Origin of the sequence: Helicobacter mesocricetorum, from assembly GCF_900198605.1 — a bacterium.
Classification (GTDB): domain Bacteria; phylum Campylobacterota; class Campylobacteria; order Campylobacterales; family Helicobacteraceae; genus Helicobacter_D; species Helicobacter_D mesocricetorum.
On the sequence record NZ_FZPJ01000008.1, the window covers coordinates 1 to 15642 of the forward strand.

Genomic DNA, 15642 nt, shown 5'->3' on the forward strand with positions numbered 1-15642 from the left:
AAACTTTCATTTAAGACATATTGATGAGTATTCATTATATATCCTTTCATTTTATCTCCTTATTCTATCATTTTTAAGGTTGTTACACCTTAAATATTAACAAGGATAGAAGTATCCCAAAGTGGGATAGCTTGTATCCCAACTTAGGGCTTAGGGTGAAACATAGATTTCAATAATCTATAAAAACTATAAATATAAATTCAATCTTTAAATTTCTCTCTTTTCTCCTTTATCGCTTCACTATAAAGTTACACAAGGTGTAACTAACCTACTCTTTTATTCAATATTCCTAAAATAAGGATAATTGAATATTTTTATAACTTTCATCTTTTAAAGCATTCACAATATCATCCGCAGTCATTTCACAAACCATTTGTTCGCCATTTTTAATGAAAGTTACCGACATTGTTTTTTGCCCTAAATCTTCTCTAATTCTTTGTTCTAAAGAAACTTCTATTAACGCTTTTTCTTTGACCTCTTTAGCAAATACATTACTTTGCAAATTCCTATAATGAAACTCAAAAGGATTCCACTCTCTAGGAGAGAAGCTCCATTCAGAAGTTTCTGCTTCTGCATTTTTAGAATCATCATTCTTTAAAATTGCCTTTGCGATTTGCTCTTGAATAGATATTCCCTTATCAACAGCTAAGGAAGCTAATTCATTAGCGGTATTAACAAGTCTTCCCTCTAAATTATTTAAAGCTTTGATTTTTTTACTCATAAGGGTTAGGGCTATATATTGTGGAGAATTACCATAAGTAAAGAATTTCACAATACATTTTTCTTTTTGCCCTATCCTCCAAGCCCTACGAGAGGCTTGTTTTAAAGTAGAAACATTGTAGCCTGTTTCATAAAAGAAAAGACTAGGATAATCAAGTAAATCCAAACCTGTTTTAACGAGTTCTGGATTACAAATAAGAATATCCGCATAATTATCTTTAATCCACTTATCTCGCTTATCAGGATTAATAGCACTTGATAAATGTTTAATGATTTGATTAGGAAAAGATTTTTCAAGGATTTTAACTATCCTCTCAACAACACCAAGTTCAGAAAATGTTACAAAAACAATAGTTCTACGCTTTTGTTGCATTTCTTTTTCTAATTCTTTAATTAAGGCTTTTTCTTTATTGGTAATGTAACTTTCATTAACTAAAGGATAATACTCTATAAATTCAATGCCTAACTTTTCCTTGCTTGTATCAACAGATTTTGCCATAAAAGGTAAATCTGGTATTGACAAGCTAGAATTTGCTAAAGCACCCAATAAATGTTTTTTACCCTCCATAATTTGTTCTACAATATCACTTAAAAAATCTCTATAAGGAATAGAGATTTGCTCCTCTAAATCTACACTAATAATCTCCTCTTTATAATTAGGTAATGCTGTATTCATCTCATCAAGTCTCAAGAATAAAGTCATTCCTAACAATTCTTTAACAAGAAGAGGATTAATAAAAGGAAGCTCCTTTAATTTAGTAGATTTTCCCTTACGAGTGATTAGACCATCTTGGAGGCTTAAATTATGAGCTTCTCCAGCAGAGTATTCTCTTTCAAAAGAACCAAAGGTTTCTACAAATTTTTGCACTTCACTATATTTTAATCCTAGAGTTTTTTTCATAAATTGAGGATTCATTTTATAGAGAATATAAAAGATAGAGGAAGCATAACCATTAAGTAATGTTCCTGTTAATCCTACAACTTTCTTACTGCAAGAGGCTAAAATTCCAAAAGATGTGCCTTGTGCGGTATCGTTTCCTTTAAGTTCGTGAATTTCATCTAAAATGAGCAAATCAATAAAATGTTTTGGCATTTTCTTTTTAACAAATTCTGCCACCCCATATTTTTTCTTTGCACCAACTAATGGATTCTTTTTTATTCCAAGTATCCATTCTTTAAAGGTAGTTTGTTGGAATCTATTTATACTGATTAATTTCCTGCATTTTTTGCAACAAACCTTTTCTTCTACATTTTGTGTTAGTCGTGATAGAGTGCAAGTGATGTCTTTACTTAAAGTATAAGCTTCACCTGTGTATTCATCAATGCGTGTAACATTAAGGAATGTATTATTATTTTCATTTGCAATAGTTTCTAATTCCCTACCACAACTAGCACACTTAAGAACACTTAAAGAATTGTTTATTTTCTTAATTTGTGTTTTTGCGGTTAAATCTAAAAATGGTATGCGTGGATAAGATAACTTAGCAACTTCTTTAGAGCAGATGAAAAATCGTAATAAGTTTTTTTCTAAATTCTTAAAAACTGCCATATCAGAAAATTTTTTAATGATTATAATTTCATAATTTAAAATTGCTTCATCACTTTTTCCAAGTGTTACTTCTATCTCACTTGCCCATTTAGGAACAAGATGGGATGGACTCATAATAAAGACATTCCCTCCATTTTTCAATAAAGAGTAAGATAAACTAATCCCCATTAAAGTTTTTCCTGTCCCCATCTCACAAGATAAAAGAAGGGATTTTCTTTTTTTCAAGTGATTAACACCAGCAGTAATAATAGTAGCTTGTGTAGGAAAAGGCTTTTTCTTAAGCTTTAATAATGTTTCAATATCTTTATTGTATTTGGCAGGCTCTTGTAATCCTATAAATGTAGGAGATACTGATTCGTGCAAAGAAGCCTTAATAGCAGTTTTATGGTTGATTAAAAAATCTGAAAAATTCATTATTTTCATTGTTTATCCTTATTATCATAGAAAACTAAAAGGCTTTAGATTAAAACCTTTTAAACTAAAACAAGGATATACCTAACCCAAGTGGGATAGCTTATATCCCAACTTGGGGCTGATAATTATAAATTAGTTAAAGAAGTTTATGTAAATTAGGATTGATGAATCTTATCAATGCTTTTTGTATTGCAATTAGTGTGCTATCCTCCACAATACCAATTTTGCTTTGGAATCGTTTTGTAGATAGGTATCTAGTTTGCTGAATATTAAAACCTGATACATTAGATAACCCATTTACACTATTAGGTTGTATTTGCACTATCCACGGCAATGAAGCAAACTTATCTCTCCAAGTTGTAATAGGAACGACAAGTCGCATAAATTGACTAGCCAAGTAATTATCATCAATGATTACAGCTGGTCTAATCTTTTTAATTTCATTACCTATAGTAGGGTCAAAATTAACATACCATATTTCATTGCGATTCATCATCTAAATCCCCTGTTTCTAAGTCTTCATAGAGAATAGAAGAGAGCTTAGAATCATTATCTGCTAATTTTACAGCATTATGCCATTGCTCTAATTCTAGTCTATATTTATACTCTTTCACAGCATCCTTAATAATATTTGAAATGGATTTTAAACCATAATCACGCTTAATATCATCAAGCATTTGTTTAAAATCCCTATCCGCATTAAATGTAATTTTAACAGTATCCATATACTCTCCTTAATACAGATTAACATAAGGTAATTATACCATATATAGCTAAGGTAATTAATCCATTCTAGCTTTATGTTTAACTTTGCGTGTGTATTTGCTTCTATCTCTCACAAATCTAGTTTGTAAATTAATCTCTCTTTTATAAGAGGCAATAATTGCCTTATTTCTTTTGATGGTTATATTTTTCATTGTTTATCCTTATTAATAAAGTCTTAAAGACTAATAACAAAGATATACCTATCCCTTAAGTGGAGTAAAGATATATCATAGTCTAAAAGATTAAAACAAGGATAGAAGTATCCCAAAGCTGGGATAAATCTATCCCAACTTAGGGGTTAGTAGTAACTAAAATTAGCTAAATTATTTGGTTAGTTGTTGAAAGAAAAAAGTCATCATTGCAAAATTTGCAGAGACAGCGACTAAAACAGAAGCTACTCCAATGCCTAAAACCCATCGGATTAATTCTGATTTTACCTCTGCAATCTCAGCTCTAACTTGATTAATCTTAGCTCTAACAAAGTCTTTCGTAGCTAATTGGCTTATATACTTTCTTTGCTTAATACTTTTAAAAAAATTGATAATCCAAATATCCCTAGTTCCACTAAGGTCTTTAATTGTCGCACATAGCTCTATTAAAAAACTTTCGTGGAAAGAGGACACACTACCTTTACTATCAATGTATTCTATTTCTCTTGCTTCTTTATACTCTTCATAAGTAATACTTGCATCTTTAAAAGTATTTTCTATAACACTTTTAACTTCATCAATATTATCAGACTTAAACCATAATTTTTCGCCATCATAGACTTCAAAATTCTCTTTAAAAGTTGTTAATTGCATTATTTATTCCTTTCTTTGTATTTTTGTGTAATTCCTTATATTTCTTCATTCCAAACAAATTCATCTGGATAACTAAAATCACTAAGTTTAGCAATTTCACCTCATTTATGTAATTGCACTAATTTAATGATGTTATTAACTTTATCAAAATGCAATCTAAAGAGTTTTTCTAGGATTTGTTTTTCATAAGAATACTCCCTATAAAGCATTTCTTTTTTAGAGATACCTAAAATATTAGATTTTATGTAATACCTCCACCAAGATTCACCATTAATCACACAATAACATTGTCTCTTTTTATCAAAAAACATATTCTTTGGATTAATATTATTTTTTAGCAGTATATAAGCAAAAATTCTATTTTTATTCATCTTTGTCCCCTTTGCTTTTTTTCACAAAGTCATATAAGACTTCGATTAAAATTTCCAAGCACACAATAGGTGCGATAAGAAACATTTTCACAAAAAGCGTCCAAGACAAAAACTCTTTTTCTTGCTCCAACTTATCTCTCTGAAAATAAAGAGCTACAAACCCACAAACTAAACAAAGTCCCAAATAAATAAGCATAAAAAAACCAACATCACAAAGGTTCATAATATCCCCCTTGTTCTTAGGTCTCTTAGCTCCTCATCAGAAAGTAGATTTTCCTCTCCAAGTTTGTAGCTTGTTACAAGAACTGCACCATACATTCCTTGTCTTTCTAAAACTACAACAATTCCTGTCATCTTATCAATGATTTTCTGAGAAATGCTCTTATGATTGCAACCTACTTCTTGGGTTTGGGTTTGTCTAATTGCACGAGAAATAGCACTACTTAAAATCTGTGTTTCCACTGAAAGAAATCTTTGCTGAAACCTATCTGCAAAATGCTGTGTAGCTTTAATCCCACTTTTGTAAGTTCTTAAAAGATTGTTATACAAAAAGCTCTCATTAGCTTTTGTTTTTTTGCTCTCTTTTTGCGCTACACTTTTTGCAGTTTTTTCAGAAATGATATTTATTAAATCGTTTAACGATACTCTGTTAAAATGAATATTTGTCGCTGACATTTGAAAACTCCTTAAGAAGTCTGCAAAGGAAAACGACAATCAATTAATCCACAAGGGATAATTTGTCCCTTGCAGACTAGTATAAATTTTTAAAAATAACTAAAACCTATCAAGCTAAGATAAACCAAGCTTGAACAACCATTGAAGTATTTGCTCTAAGATAGAATAAAATACTCTAATAAGAGATTATTATCCCAAAGTGAAAAATACATAATCCCCTGTTGGAATATAAAAAAGCCTAAGCTTGCTTATTTTTCTGTAACTAAATACCTATTTTATCTATAACTTGCCTACCTCTATTGCCATTCCATCCTGTTACTAAAATAGCAGTATGAGTATCTCTCTCATATTTCACTACAAAAGTAGTAAAACCGCTAGTAATTTCAAAAAGATTCCTTGCAGGATTCTTTGAAATTTCAGTAACAATATGAGCAACTAAAGATAGGTCAAAACTCCTATTGCCTAAACGCTCTTTAAAATGATTGCTAGGGATTATTTTAAGCATTTCAACTCCTTTTATCTAATCAAGAGGTATTTCGCTCTTGTGGTAGTCTTTGAAAAATCTTTTAAGACATTTTCATAGCTTTGAGGATTTCCTTGCTTCCAAGCATTAATATCTAAAGAAGTGCTTGTTATTCCACCTGCTAAACTTAAAACTTTATTATCAACACTTAATTTCTTGATTTCTAAATTATTAAGCTTATCTACAAAAGACTTTTTTAAAGAATCTAATCTCTCATTTAATACCTTTGTAGTTTCATTTAAAGTTAGTATTTCTTTTGCTTCTCCTTTGAGTGCTTCATTAATATGTGTGCAACCATTAAGTCTTAGCGGACAATCACTATTAAAGGGGCATAACCCACAATAACCTTGTGCTTCTGCTTTGGGTTCAATTTGTAACTCTATTGCATCTCTTAATTCCTCTGCCTTTTTCATCGCTATTTTTTGTAAGGATGTATTGGGTTGTATCCAAAAGAATTCGTGCCAACCATTATTAACATTAAGGGCAACAATACAAGCAGAAATTTTTTTATTCTTTTTTTCTTGTGCTAAAAGTGCCATTTGAAATTGCACTTGCAACACCCAAGATTCATAAGGAGATTCAACACTGCTACTAAGTGATTTGCACTCTACAATAATTGCTTCATATTTATTTTCTATCAAAAAATCAATATGGCTTCTAAAAGAACCATCATCGTTTTTCACCTCATATTGTTCTTTAAAAGGAATATTTCCAAAGCCTTTTTTCACTAAATCTTCTGCTAAATGACCACGCTCAAAAATAATAGATTGCTCTATGGATATTTCCTTGTCATTCATTTTTTGTAAATAGGCTTTACGCAAACACCCTGCTATATCAGAGCTTCCAACATAAAGCTTTCTATCACCTAAATTCTCAAAACTTTCTTTTTCTAAAATTTCTTTGAAGTTTTTAGTCCATAATTCTTTAAAATTAATGGCTCTTTTTTTCATTGTTTATCCTTATTAATAAAGTCTTAAAGACTAATAACAAAGATATACCTATCCCTTAAGTGGAGTAAAGATATATCATAGTCTAAAAGATTAAAACAAGGATAGAAGTATCCCTAAGTGGGATAAATCTATCCCACTTAGGGCTGTATGTAAGTATTTTAGTGTTAGAATAGTTTTAAAATCGCTACAATAAAGCCACCAAGAGCAATTTGCAAACCAATAAGCCATTTAATAATGTCTGATTTTACCTCTGCAATTTCAGTTCTTACTTGATTAATCTCCGCTCTAACAAACTCTTTTGTCGCAAGTTCATTTTTAAACTTTTCCTCCACTTCATCTTTAATAGCTTTTGCAGTGATATTATCATTTGTTTTAATATCATTAGCTACTGCTAAAACAACATCTATGATTTCATCTTTTTTATCCTCTTGCTTAAACTTCTTAATCATCTCAACAAGTAAAAGCTTTGTAGAATAAGAAAGGACTTCTTTTTGTTGCATTGTTGTTTCCATTTTTATTCCTTTTTCTTATTATACACTAAAACCACCAGATTCTATATTCACCCTCTCTTTTTGCATAATCGCATTTAGAAGCAACTTCTTGCAAATCATTAATAATTGCAATACTTTTAGGGGTTATAGGATAGATAGCATTTGTATTAAAATCCATCAAGGATTCATAATTAATGATATGCTCATCTTCTTGTATATGATAATGAATCTTTGCTTCCTCTAAAGTATTTGTTACTTCATCAAAAGTCAAAGTATCTTCAATATCTTTACTACCTACTTCTCTACCAATTTTTACTTGATAATCCAATATATGATGGGGTCTATATCCCATTTTTTATCCTTTAAAATAAAGTCTTAAAAAGACCAATAAAACAAGGATATACCTATCCCAAATGGGATAAAGATATATCCCAACTTAGGGCTGAGTAATACAAGTTCTTATAAAGAATCTAAATATGCTTTTGTTATCTCTTTAAATGGAGTATATTGTTTATTTTTAAAATCTAATTTAGCAACAAACCATTTTCCATTCTTTCTAAGATAAACATATTCAATAAAATATTCTTTGGATTCTTTTTCTAAAAATTTAGTTAAAGAACATTCTAGTGCTTCTTCTTCATAAGCTTCTTCTTTTGTTTGTTCTATTGACTTCCTTAAAGCACTTATGTTTCCTAATTCAATTAGCCAATATGCTAATGTATCGCAATCATAATGCTCTTTTAAGGTTTTACCAACACCATCAACATATCCATCGTGGTGGCAATAAATGCCTTTGACTATATCTGCATTGTCTTTTGAAGTAAAAATATAACATCGTGTAGCCATCTTACTCCTTTATGCAACTTGCTTAACCCAGCAGAGATTACCACTACAATCTTTTCTCTCAAAGAAGCCAAGATTCTTTAAAATTGAATCTTTGTTATAGGTATTCCCTACAACCTTAATCCAATCACCTTTTCTTTCATAATCAAAGCCTAAAGTTTTAAGTGCTTGTAAGTCTTGATTAATATCCACAACTTCAGCACTAACTTCTAAGCTTTCATCATTATTGTCTTGGGATTGTGGAGTAATGATTCCATCTACTTCATCAATAGACCTAATACCATTAATATTAAAAGCTTTACGCAAAGCTTGTGCTTCAGCAACTTTTTTAATCATAGTATCAGGTTTATCTGCCCAAAACTTAGTGGGATTTCCTTCTTTAGTTTTCTGGACATATTCAGAATATGCTACTTCAGTAATGAAAGGCTTTTGTGTATCATTGCGATATACAATAGCCTTAGCAACTAAATCTTTTTTATATTCCCAAACTCCATTAACCATTTTTGGAGTTTCTTTTATTTCAGAGGACACTTCAATTCCACCAAAATTTCCACTCTTGTGAGCCATAGATAATAAGCCATCACGACTTACCAAAGGTTCAACTTTAACTACCCACTGTCCATTTACTTGAGTTTTCCTCTCTAAAAAGAATATTTCTTTTGTAATGGGATTTAAACCTAACTCTTGTGCAACCTTTAAACAAAAGTCTATATCTTTTACAGAAGCACCTAAAGGAAACATTTGATTTTTAATAAATGCGATGTCTTGTTCAGCTAGGTTTTGGGGATTGTTTTTTGTAATAATGTTTTTCATTGTTTATCCTTATTAATAAAGTCTTAAAGACTAATAACAAAGATATACCTATCCCTTAAGTGGAGTAAAGATATATCATAGTCTAAAAGATTAAAACAAGGATAGAAGTATCCCAAAGCTGGGATAAATCTATCCCAACTTAGGGGTTAGTAGTAACTAAAATTAGCTAAATTATTTGGTTAGTTGTTGAAAGAAAAAAGTCATCATTGCAAAATTTGCAGAGACAGCGACTAAAACAGAAGCTACTCCAATGCCTAAAACCCATCGGATTAATTCTGATTTTACCTCTGCAATCTCAGCTCTAACAAACTCTTTTGTAGCTAATTCATTTCTTAGCTTTTCAACGACTTCTTCTCTTATTAACTCAGAGGAGATTCTATTATCTCTTTTAACTTCATCGACAATAGCAACAATATCATTTAAAACTTCTTGTTGTTCCTCTTCTTTATAGCTTTTTTTAATAAGCTTCATTATTAAAGCTATTGTGCTTTGTGAAATAGTATGATTGGGTTGTATAACTTGCATCACATTTCCTTGCATATTAATTCCTTAATTCTTTCTATTATACCACAAACTCTCTATTCATCATTTTAGTAATGACTGCAAGACAATCTATGGATAATTGTATAGCTTAAAAAGCAACTTAATCCCAATGACTAGAATCAATACTCTAAGTAAATATTCTAGGAGTAAAATACTCCAAGAAAGGATTTATTCCAACAAGGGAAGTAAATAATCCCTTGTTGGAATATTTATTAAAAAGACTCTTAGGTTTTATTTCAACCTAAAAGGGAAGCAAATACATCACTCTTACTTAGGCAGTAAGAGTTTTATTGCTTGTAAGATTGATAAAAACCTAGAGGTTTTAAGATTTAAAACAATAAAAACTAGAAAGGTATGCCATCTTCAACATCAGTATTGTTTGGATTGACTTGTGGCTGTCCTTCATAAACTACATTAGGTTCATTATCAACAACCGCTTCAGAAGTATTAGCATCTACTTTTGCATTATTGCCACCAAGCATTTGCATACTTTCTGCTGTAATGCTATGCTTACTTTTCTTTTGCCCATTATTATCCATCCAAGTATCTAATACCAAACGACCCTCAATTAACACAGAAGAACCTTTTTTAAGGTATTGATTAGCAATTTCTGCAGTTCTACCAAAGAGATTCACATCGATAAAGCAAGTTTCCTCACCTTGTGTGCCATCTTGCTTTTTATAGCGACGATTTGTTGCTAATCCTAATTTGGCTAATGCTGAACCATTTGGTAAATATCTTAACTCAACATCTCGTGTTAAATTTCCTACTAAAATAATTTTGTTAAACATTTTGTATCCTTTAAGATAAATTTAGACAAACTAAAGTTGCCTTTAAAAACAAACACCAAAGGTGGAATTTGCTTGTAAAGACCACCTTAAAGTGTTTTTAAAAAACTTATAAACTTATCCCAAAAGAGATTCCTTGAAGTTTAAACTTCTTTAGGCAGAAAAACTTTGTATGGGATTTTCAGGTATTATTAAATTAACTAACTAAGGCGTTAGTGATAATTTGTGATTTATCTTTATGTTCTGCATAGTTCGCAACACTATACACGCCTTTAAAAAAGGCTGCTCTATGTCACCATAGAGAACGGACTATATCTTCACTCTAAAAAAGAGTGTCCCTCCGCTTGGGCTGTCTTAGTAACCTCTCTCATTCTCTCTCATACTATTATGCTTCTTGTTTCTTGCTCTCTTGTGTTTTAGTTTCTTTAGTTTTTGCTTCTTGTGCTTCTTTTGTCTCAATAGATTTTTTAATCTCTTGTCTTAAAAAGAAGTTTTCTATACCACGACTTTTGCCATTTGTTACTAATAATTCTTTACCGTATGAATTTGCTTCTGTGATTTTTGTATAAATCTCATCAACAAGATTAATCCATTTTTCCATATCTTTTGCATTGATTTTATCGCCCCAAAAATTTCTTAGCGTAGAATCTAGTGCATCTGTTGTCCTTAATTCTCTAAAGATTTTTATAGCATTTAGAGATTGGGGAACAAAGACTTCTGCATTAATATTCTTTTCAATTGTTGCAATCTTTCGTTTTTGGTTTGCTTCAATAATACTTCGTCTTGATGGTGGATTATTACTTTGTGTGGGTTTTATATTTTGATTATTTGTTTCAACAATTTCCTGTTCTTGTTGTCCTGTTTTGACTTTAGCCATTTTAGCTCCTTTTGTTAAGTTTTAATTACTAATTTTTAATGGAAATCATCTTTTAGCTTACGCTTATAGACTACTTTAAAAAAGAGATTGAATAATAATGAGAGAATGAATGAGGTAAATATACTTGCTTACAGCCTACTCCTAGATAAATGATAGAATTTGTAATTTATGAATTTCTACAAAACATTAAGGTTTTGAATATTACGATCTATTACTTTATCTTGTGGATAGTCTCTGAACTTTCTTCATAGGATTAAAGATTAAATAGAAACTTAAAGGAACACACAAGCCTAAAAAAAATAGTATGCCTCAATTTTACGAAAAAAATTTTATGTGTAGGAAGTTTCATTTTTCAAAACTGATTGATAGTCTTAAAGGGGTAAGCTTGTATGTTCTTTAAGATTCCGCTAAAACTAATAACCCATTAGAAGCTTAGCTGCTGGTTATCTCTAAGTGTTAATTGTTACTGCATAATGCACTATTATTTCTAATAGTTGGAGTATAACACTCTAAACAAGGAGAAAAAAGGCAATAGAATACCTTTTGCATTTTAATGCTTTATCCTCCTTGTATTGCAAGACTTCCTAGCAATTCAAAGGGAAAGGGCTATATGGTTTAACCCTGAATTAACTTTCTCTTCTTATATGTAGTCATAAGCTACACGAGGTAGATTACACTAGGTGGAAAGAACCTAAAAGGTGGCAATCTATACCTTTTACAAAAAAACATAAAGTTTAAAACCAAATTGTAATAAAATTTATGTATTATGTCAAATTATTTTTGAAGTTTTTGATTAAGATCAAATCTTAAAACTTTAAGATTCTAAAGGTAATTTTTAAAAATTAATATTAATGGTTCCTTAAATTCTAATCCTATTCTAACCTATTAAAATTAAAATTATAATTAATTGTAAAATTATATAAGATTTCTTGCTTTGCAATAATTATAAAAGCTTACATAATGTCCTTTTTTGCCTATATATTTCCATATTGATTTTAAGGATAATTCCTTAGTGATTAACTCTTTAATTGTTTCCGAATATTCATCATACATACTAGAATAGCTACCAACAGGACGCCCTAAAATTTTGCCACTAGCTCTTGCTTTTTCAAGTCCAGCTTTAGTGCGTTGAGAGATAAAATCTTTTTCTACTTCAGCTATATAGGCATAAAAAGTAAGCAAGAGCTTTGAATGAATATTTTTAAAGCTACTAAGTTCAGGTTGTTTTAAAAAAATAAATTGCACCCCTTTTTCTGATAGTTCCAAAACAAGATTGATTGTTTCAAACATACTCCTGCCAAGCCTTGAAAGTTCATAAACAATTAAGACATCATTATTTTTTAATCTTTCTTTTAATTCATCAATTTTTCGTTGCTTTGGGCTTTTTGCGGAACTCTCTTGCACTTCAATGAAATTATCAATACTCAAACCTTCCTCGCGGGCATATTTAAAAATTTGTAATTTTTGTGTTTCAATATCCTGCTTATTTGTGCTAATTCTAATATATGCCAAAACCATATTTTTCCTATACAAATTTTTATTAATTTGACTAAATTGTAACATAATATATTGATTAATTTATATCTTTTATAGATACAAATAGTAAATATTTAAGGAACGATTTTTAAAAATTAAATAAATTATATTTTAAAATACTTGTCTTTAATATTGGTTTAGATGTTTTTGCATATCAATTAAACTGCTAGAAAGGGTAGTTTATAAATAATACCAGAAATACAAAGAAGATCTCACAGATATGTGGATGTAATTATTTGCCATAATAAGATAACCAAATAGCTCCAATTACAAGCCACAATTCCCACCATGGTAAGGTAAATATTATTTCTTCTGTTTTGACATACCAATTCCATTTTATCAAAACTTTATTTCGTAGGATTATAATAAAGTAAAAAAACCATTTTAAAATGGTAAAAAATATAGTAAAAGCGATTCTGATGGCAAAAGCAAAAAGATTGAAGACTATACCAAGTAAAGTACCTTCTAATTTTCCATAGTCTTGTTCTCGTGTTTGATTTCTCCTATTATTGATTTGCCTTAGCTCTTCTAATCTTTGTTCTTCTAAAATATCATCCAATCTACTCATAAATTTTTCTATCCTTATTCATCAAATAGCGTTCTTTGCAATAGATATTTATTGTTTTTGGTGTTTAATTGATTCATAGGATCATTACGTTTAATATATCTTTTTACCCTATTATTGCTTTCATAGATGAAAAACAAATCGTTTTCATTTTTATATTTATCGTAAAAAAATTCATCATCATAATCAGCAAATTCTACACCTTTACCATAAATGTTTATGCCAAACTCTATGAGCTTATCTTTTAGTTTAATGATTTCTTTCTTTTGTCTTGAAATGATAGAGTTTTCTTTGTAGAATTTATAGGCTTTAATCTCACAAAACTCACTATAGCTAAGAATTTTTTTATCAGGAAAGCTTGTTAAAAATCTAATTAAATCTTGGGCTACCAAAGAATTTAAATCAATCAAGATTTTTGATAAATTATCATCATAAGAAAGAGTGGATTCTGTTTCAAGTCTTTTAATATATTCTCTGCGGACTGTTAGAACAAATACAGATACAATTACACCATTTTCTTTTGTGATACGCTCCACAGAATCAAACATTAAAATTCCTTTATCCCTTTGGGTAGTTGTTTGCTTGTCTTTGGTGTCAATATTTTGAGTAAAGGCTAAATCATAAGCAAAGCGAGAAATTTCAGTAAATTTTTGCTTTAACCAAGAATAATTGCTAGGAGATTTATTAAGATATTGTCTTAAAAATTTATAAGGCTCTAGTCTTACCTCCATATCCCAAAATTTTTCTTGATGCCTTTTAATAACGCTTGTATCCACATTTTTTTTAATATATAAAAATAAAGCATCTAAGATGTTTCTATGTGTTTGTGTAAGTAAAGAATTTTTAAGTGTAATTGCATAAGATGATCCATTGGAGTTAATCATTTCAAATTCTATTTCGTTATTATTTTCTTTGAAAGCTTTATAAAAATTGGTATCTGTAAGCTTTCGTGAGCTTAGATAAAAAATTCCCCTATTTTCATTCATTGTTACATAGCCTTTTGCTAAGTCATTGACACTTACAGCAGATATATCTTTTTTGTTAATAATCTCTAAAGTGTAATTATCAATATTTTCTACTTTCACATCTTTAATTAAAGGTTCATCAATACTAGAGTTTTGTAACACCTTAATTGTTTTTTGAAATTCTCCAGCATTAATATTGTTATTATCCTTTAGCACTTCAAGTAATCGATAAGTTGTAGAATTTTTGTCTTCTCCTTTTTGGAATGAAAGTTTATAAACAAGTCTAGGAGCATTAATAATTACAGAGCTACCCATAAGGCTTTCACCTTTTTTATCTAAATGGTGAAGCAATAAAATGGCTTGTTTATTTGTTTTAGCTATATCTGTTAAAACATTAAAGAAATTTTGCACATCATTTTGATTATTTTGATCTTTAAAGCCTAAAATTGAGAAAAATGCACTGAAAGTATCAAGAACAATCAAATTGCAATCTGCTAACTCATTGAGTTCGTCTTTTAAGCAGTAAATAGGATTTTTATCGATTTTTGGAAGCTCGTTAGAAAATTCAAGTTCGGCAGTATTAAATGGGTAAAAATTTTCTATGTTTTTAATACGCTCTAAAATCGCTTGATTTTTGTCTTCTATACTCCAAAAGAAAGGTTTTAAGCCCTCATTTATAGCATTGGCACATACTTTTAGAGCCAAAAAAGATTTTCCTACCTCACTATTACCACTTAAAACAGCCACAGATCCTATTTCTAATTTGATAGTATCTTCACAAATTACAGAAACATTTTCATCACTAAAAATCCCAAGCGTGATTGTATCAATGGTATTGCGTTTAGGCATTTTTTAATCCTTTGTTGCTTCAATAATTTCAAAGAGTTGCTTTATGATTTTAGGATGTAAAATCTCTCCGCTATGATGAGGAATAACCATCCTATGAGAATCTTTTTTATAGATTCTGTGGCTACCTTTTTGTCTATCAATTAAAAAATCATTTTGCAATAAAAGCTTTTCTGCTTCTTTTGCGGTAATTCTTGGTAATTCAGGCATTAGCTAAAACCATTGGAACAATGGAAGTTATTTTATTTTCGATAATTTCTTTTTCTTCACTTTTAAGACTTTCTAAATAAAGCTCTCCTGCTTCTTTTATGTTAATCAAAGCTTCTTCATAAGTATTACCTTGTGAAACACAACCTTCAAGCTCTAAAATGCGTGCAAAATATCCATCTTGATCTTTTTCAATAATAACATTTAATAGCATCCAAATCCTTACTAAATTTATTGACTTAAATATAATAGTTTTATGGAATTATAATAAAAGTATTATATGTATGTCAATATTTATTTTTATTTGACTTAAATAGAATAATTTATTATATGTATGTCAATAAAATTTGCCTCTGGAGATACTAAGAGCAATAAAAAATTGACTTAAATATAATAGT

22 protein-coding genes are annotated in these 15642 nt (G+C 29.7%); all 22 read right to left on the minus strand.

Annotation, left to right across the window (positions count from 1 at the left end; translation table 11 throughout):
• Window positions 1–289: 289 nt before the first annotated feature.
• Window positions 290–2692 (minus strand): DEAD/DEAH box helicase family protein, encoded by a 2403-nt coding sequence (locus C6H18_RS02065; RefSeq protein WP_104721456.1) that lies wholly within the window; start codon window positions 2690–2692, stop codon window positions 290–292.
• Window positions 2693–2819: 127 nt separating this feature from the next.
• Entirely contained in the window at window positions 2820–3179 is a 360-nt protein-coding gene (locus C6H18_RS02070; protein WP_199770103.1) for a type II toxin-antitoxin system PemK/MazF family toxin, read from the minus strand.
• Window positions 3163–3408 carry a hypothetical protein gene (locus C6H18_RS02075; protein WP_104721457.1) on the minus strand — a complete coding sequence of 82 codons (246 nt, stop codon included), beginning with the start codon at window positions 3406–3408 and terminating at the stop codon, window positions 3163–3165. Before C6H18_RS02075 ends, C6H18_RS02070 begins: the two co-directional genes overlap by 17 nt.
• A 57-nt stretch (window positions 3409–3465) precedes the next feature.
• Window positions 3466–3600, minus strand: a complete 135-nt coding sequence (locus tag C6H18_RS09695; protein ID WP_267891862.1) for a hypothetical protein — start codon at window positions 3598–3600, stop codon at window positions 3466–3468.
• 171 nt (window positions 3601–3771) lie between these two features.
• Entirely contained in the window at window positions 3772–4251 is a 480-nt protein-coding gene (locus C6H18_RS02080; RefSeq protein ID WP_104721458.1) for a hypothetical protein, read from the minus strand.
• A gap of 101 nt (window positions 4252–4352) precedes the next feature.
• On the minus strand, window positions 4353–4622 hold the full coding sequence (locus C6H18_RS02085; RefSeq protein ID WP_104721459.1) for a hypothetical protein: 270 nt from the start codon (window positions 4620–4622) through the stop codon (window positions 4353–4355).
• Complete coding sequence (locus tag C6H18_RS02090; RefSeq protein ID WP_104721460.1) at window positions 4615–4845, minus strand: hypothetical protein; 231 nt, start codon at window positions 4843–4845, stop codon at window positions 4615–4617. Before C6H18_RS02090 ends, C6H18_RS02085 begins: the two co-directional genes overlap by 8 nt.
• Window positions 4842–5297, minus strand: coding sequence for a hypothetical protein (locus C6H18_RS02095; protein ID WP_104721461.1), 456 nt, complete (start codon window positions 5295–5297; stop codon window positions 4842–4844). The genes C6H18_RS02090 and C6H18_RS02095 overlap by 4 nt, the downstream gene beginning before the upstream one ends.
• 262 nt (window positions 5298–5559) lie before the next feature.
• Complete coding sequence (locus tag C6H18_RS02100) at window positions 5560–5802, minus strand: hypothetical protein (RefSeq protein WP_104721462.1); 243 nt, start codon at window positions 5800–5802, stop codon at window positions 5560–5562.
• A gap of 11 nt (window positions 5803–5813) precedes the next feature.
• Entirely contained in the window at window positions 5814–6770 is a 957-nt protein-coding gene (locus tag C6H18_RS02105) for a Dna2/Cas4 domain-containing protein (RefSeq protein WP_104721463.1), read from the minus strand.
• 164 nt (window positions 6771–6934) lie between these two features.
• Window positions 6935–7282: a hypothetical protein gene (locus tag C6H18_RS02110; RefSeq protein ID WP_104721464.1), complete on the minus strand. Its 348-nt coding sequence runs from the start codon at window positions 7280–7282 to the stop codon at window positions 6935–6937.
• 25 nt (window positions 7283–7307) lie between these two features.
• Complete coding sequence (locus C6H18_RS02115; RefSeq protein ID WP_104721465.1) at window positions 7308–7613, minus strand: hypothetical protein; 306 nt, start codon at window positions 7611–7613, stop codon at window positions 7308–7310.
• 107 nt (window positions 7614–7720) lie between these two features.
• The gene (locus C6H18_RS02120) at window positions 7721–8107 is read right to left on the minus strand and encodes a hypothetical protein (protein WP_104721466.1); all 387 of its coding nucleotides are present in this window, start codon (window positions 8105–8107) and stop codon (window positions 7721–7723) included.
• 9 nt (window positions 8108–8116) lie between these two features.
• Window positions 8117–8917 (minus strand): phage recombination protein Bet, encoded by an 801-nt coding sequence (bet, locus tag C6H18_RS02125; RefSeq protein WP_104721467.1) that lies wholly within the window; start codon window positions 8915–8917, stop codon window positions 8117–8119.
• Window positions 8918–9088: 171 nt separating this feature from the next.
• Window positions 9089–9457 (minus strand): hypothetical protein, encoded by a 369-nt coding sequence (locus tag C6H18_RS02130; protein ID WP_104721468.1) that lies wholly within the window; start codon window positions 9455–9457, stop codon window positions 9089–9091.
• 347 nt (window positions 9458–9804) lie between these two features.
• Window positions 9805–10251 carry a single-stranded DNA-binding protein gene (locus tag C6H18_RS02135; RefSeq protein ID WP_104721469.1) on the minus strand — a complete coding sequence of 149 codons (447 nt, stop codon included), beginning with the start codon at window positions 10249–10251 and terminating at the stop codon, window positions 9805–9807.
• 382 nt (window positions 10252–10633) lie between these two features.
• Window positions 10634–11125 (minus strand): hypothetical protein, encoded by a 492-nt coding sequence (locus C6H18_RS02140; RefSeq protein WP_233704035.1) that lies wholly within the window; start codon window positions 11123–11125, stop codon window positions 10634–10636.
• Between the two features lie 915 nt (window positions 11126–12040).
• On the minus strand, window positions 12041–12643 hold the full coding sequence (locus C6H18_RS02145; protein ID WP_104721470.1) for a recombinase family protein: 603 nt from the start codon (window positions 12641–12643) through the stop codon (window positions 12041–12043).
• A 250-nt stretch (window positions 12644–12893) separates the two neighbouring features.
• Window positions 12894–13229, minus strand: a complete 336-nt coding sequence (locus C6H18_RS02150; RefSeq protein WP_104721471.1) for a hypothetical protein — start codon at window positions 13227–13229, stop codon at window positions 12894–12896.
• 14 nt (window positions 13230–13243) lie between these two features.
• Window positions 13244–15040, minus strand: coding sequence for an AAA family ATPase (locus C6H18_RS02155; RefSeq protein WP_104721472.1), 1797 nt, complete (start codon window positions 15038–15040; stop codon window positions 13244–13246).
• A gap of 3 nt (window positions 15041–15043) precedes the next feature.
• A complete protein-coding gene (locus tag C6H18_RS02160; protein ID WP_104721473.1) occupies window positions 15044–15247 on the minus strand; it encodes a type II toxin-antitoxin system HicA family toxin in 204 nt (67 codons plus the stop codon).
• Window positions 15240–15458: a type II toxin-antitoxin system HicB family antitoxin gene (locus tag C6H18_RS02165; RefSeq protein WP_104721474.1), complete on the minus strand. Its 219-nt coding sequence runs from the start codon at window positions 15456–15458 to the stop codon at window positions 15240–15242. Before C6H18_RS02165 ends, C6H18_RS02160 begins: the two co-directional genes overlap by 8 nt.
• Window positions 15459–15642 lie beyond the last annotated feature (184 nt).

Coding starts and splice junctions, on each gene's coding strand:
- C6H18_RS02065 (WP_104721456.1), bottom strand. CDS start 2,692: ATGAAAATAATGAATTTTTCAGATTTTTTAATCAACCATAAAACTGCT.
- C6H18_RS02070 (WP_199770103.1), bottom strand. CDS start 3,179: ATGATGAATCGCAATGAAATATGGTATGTTAATTTTGACCCTACTATA.
- C6H18_RS02075 (WP_104721457.1), bottom strand. CDS start 3,408: ATGGATACTGTTAAAATTACATTTAATGCGGATAGGGATTTTAAACAA.
- C6H18_RS09695 (WP_267891862.1), bottom strand. CDS start 3,600: ATGAAAAATATAACCATCAAAAGAAATAAGGCAATTATTGCCTCTTAT.
- C6H18_RS02080 (WP_104721458.1), bottom strand. CDS start 4,251: ATGCAATTAACAACTTTTAAAGAGAATTTTGAAGTCTATGATGGCGAA.
- C6H18_RS02085 (WP_104721459.1), bottom strand. CDS start 4,622: ATGAATAAAAATAGAATTTTTGCTTATATACTGCTAAAAAATAATATT.
- C6H18_RS02090 (WP_104721460.1), bottom strand. CDS start 4,845: ATGAACCTTTGTGATGTTGGTTTTTTTATGCTTATTTATTTGGGACTT.
- C6H18_RS02095 (WP_104721461.1), bottom strand. CDS start 5,297: ATGTCAGCGACAAATATTCATTTTAACAGAGTATCGTTAAACGATTTA.
- C6H18_RS02100 (WP_104721462.1), bottom strand. CDS start 5,802: ATGCTTAAAATAATCCCTAGCAATCATTTTAAAGAGCGTTTAGGCAAT.
- C6H18_RS02105 (WP_104721463.1), bottom strand. CDS start 6,770: ATGAAAAAAAGAGCCATTAATTTTAAAGAATTATGGACTAAAAACTTC.
- C6H18_RS02110 (WP_104721464.1), bottom strand. CDS start 7,282: ATGGAAACAACAATGCAACAAAAAGAAGTCCTTTCTTATTCTACAAAG.
- C6H18_RS02115 (WP_104721465.1), bottom strand. CDS start 7,613: ATGGGATATAGACCCCATCATATATTGGATTATCAAGTAAAAATTGGT.
- C6H18_RS02120 (WP_104721466.1), bottom strand. CDS start 8,107: ATGGCTACACGATGTTATATTTTTACTTCAAAAGACAATGCAGATATA.
- bet (WP_104721467.1), bottom strand. CDS start 8,917: ATGAAAAACATTATTACAAAAAACAATCCCCAAAACCTAGCTGAACAA.
- C6H18_RS02130 (WP_104721468.1), bottom strand. CDS start 9,457: ATGCAAGGAAATGTGATGCAAGTTATACAACCCAATCATACTATTTCA.
- C6H18_RS02135 (WP_104721469.1), bottom strand. CDS start 10,251: ATGTTTAACAAAATTATTTTAGTAGGAAATTTAACACGAGATGTTGAG.
- C6H18_RS02140 (WP_233704035.1), bottom strand. CDS start 11,125: ATGGCTAAAGTCAAAACAGGACAACAAGAACAGGAAATTGTTGAAACA.
- C6H18_RS02145 (WP_104721470.1), bottom strand. CDS start 12,643: ATGGTTTTGGCATATATTAGAATTAGCACAAATAAGCAGGATATTGAA.
- C6H18_RS02150 (WP_104721471.1), bottom strand. CDS start 13,229: ATGAGTAGATTGGATGATATTTTAGAAGAACAAAGATTAGAAGAGCTA.
- C6H18_RS02155 (WP_104721472.1), bottom strand. CDS start 15,040: ATGCCTAAACGCAATACCATTGATACAATCACGCTTGGGATTTTTAGT.
- C6H18_RS02160 (WP_104721473.1), bottom strand. CDS start 15,247: ATGCCTGAATTACCAAGAATTACCGCAAAAGAAGCAGAAAAGCTTTTA.
- C6H18_RS02165 (WP_104721474.1), bottom strand. CDS start 15,458: ATGCTATTAAATGTTATTATTGAAAAAGATCAAGATGGATATTTTGCA.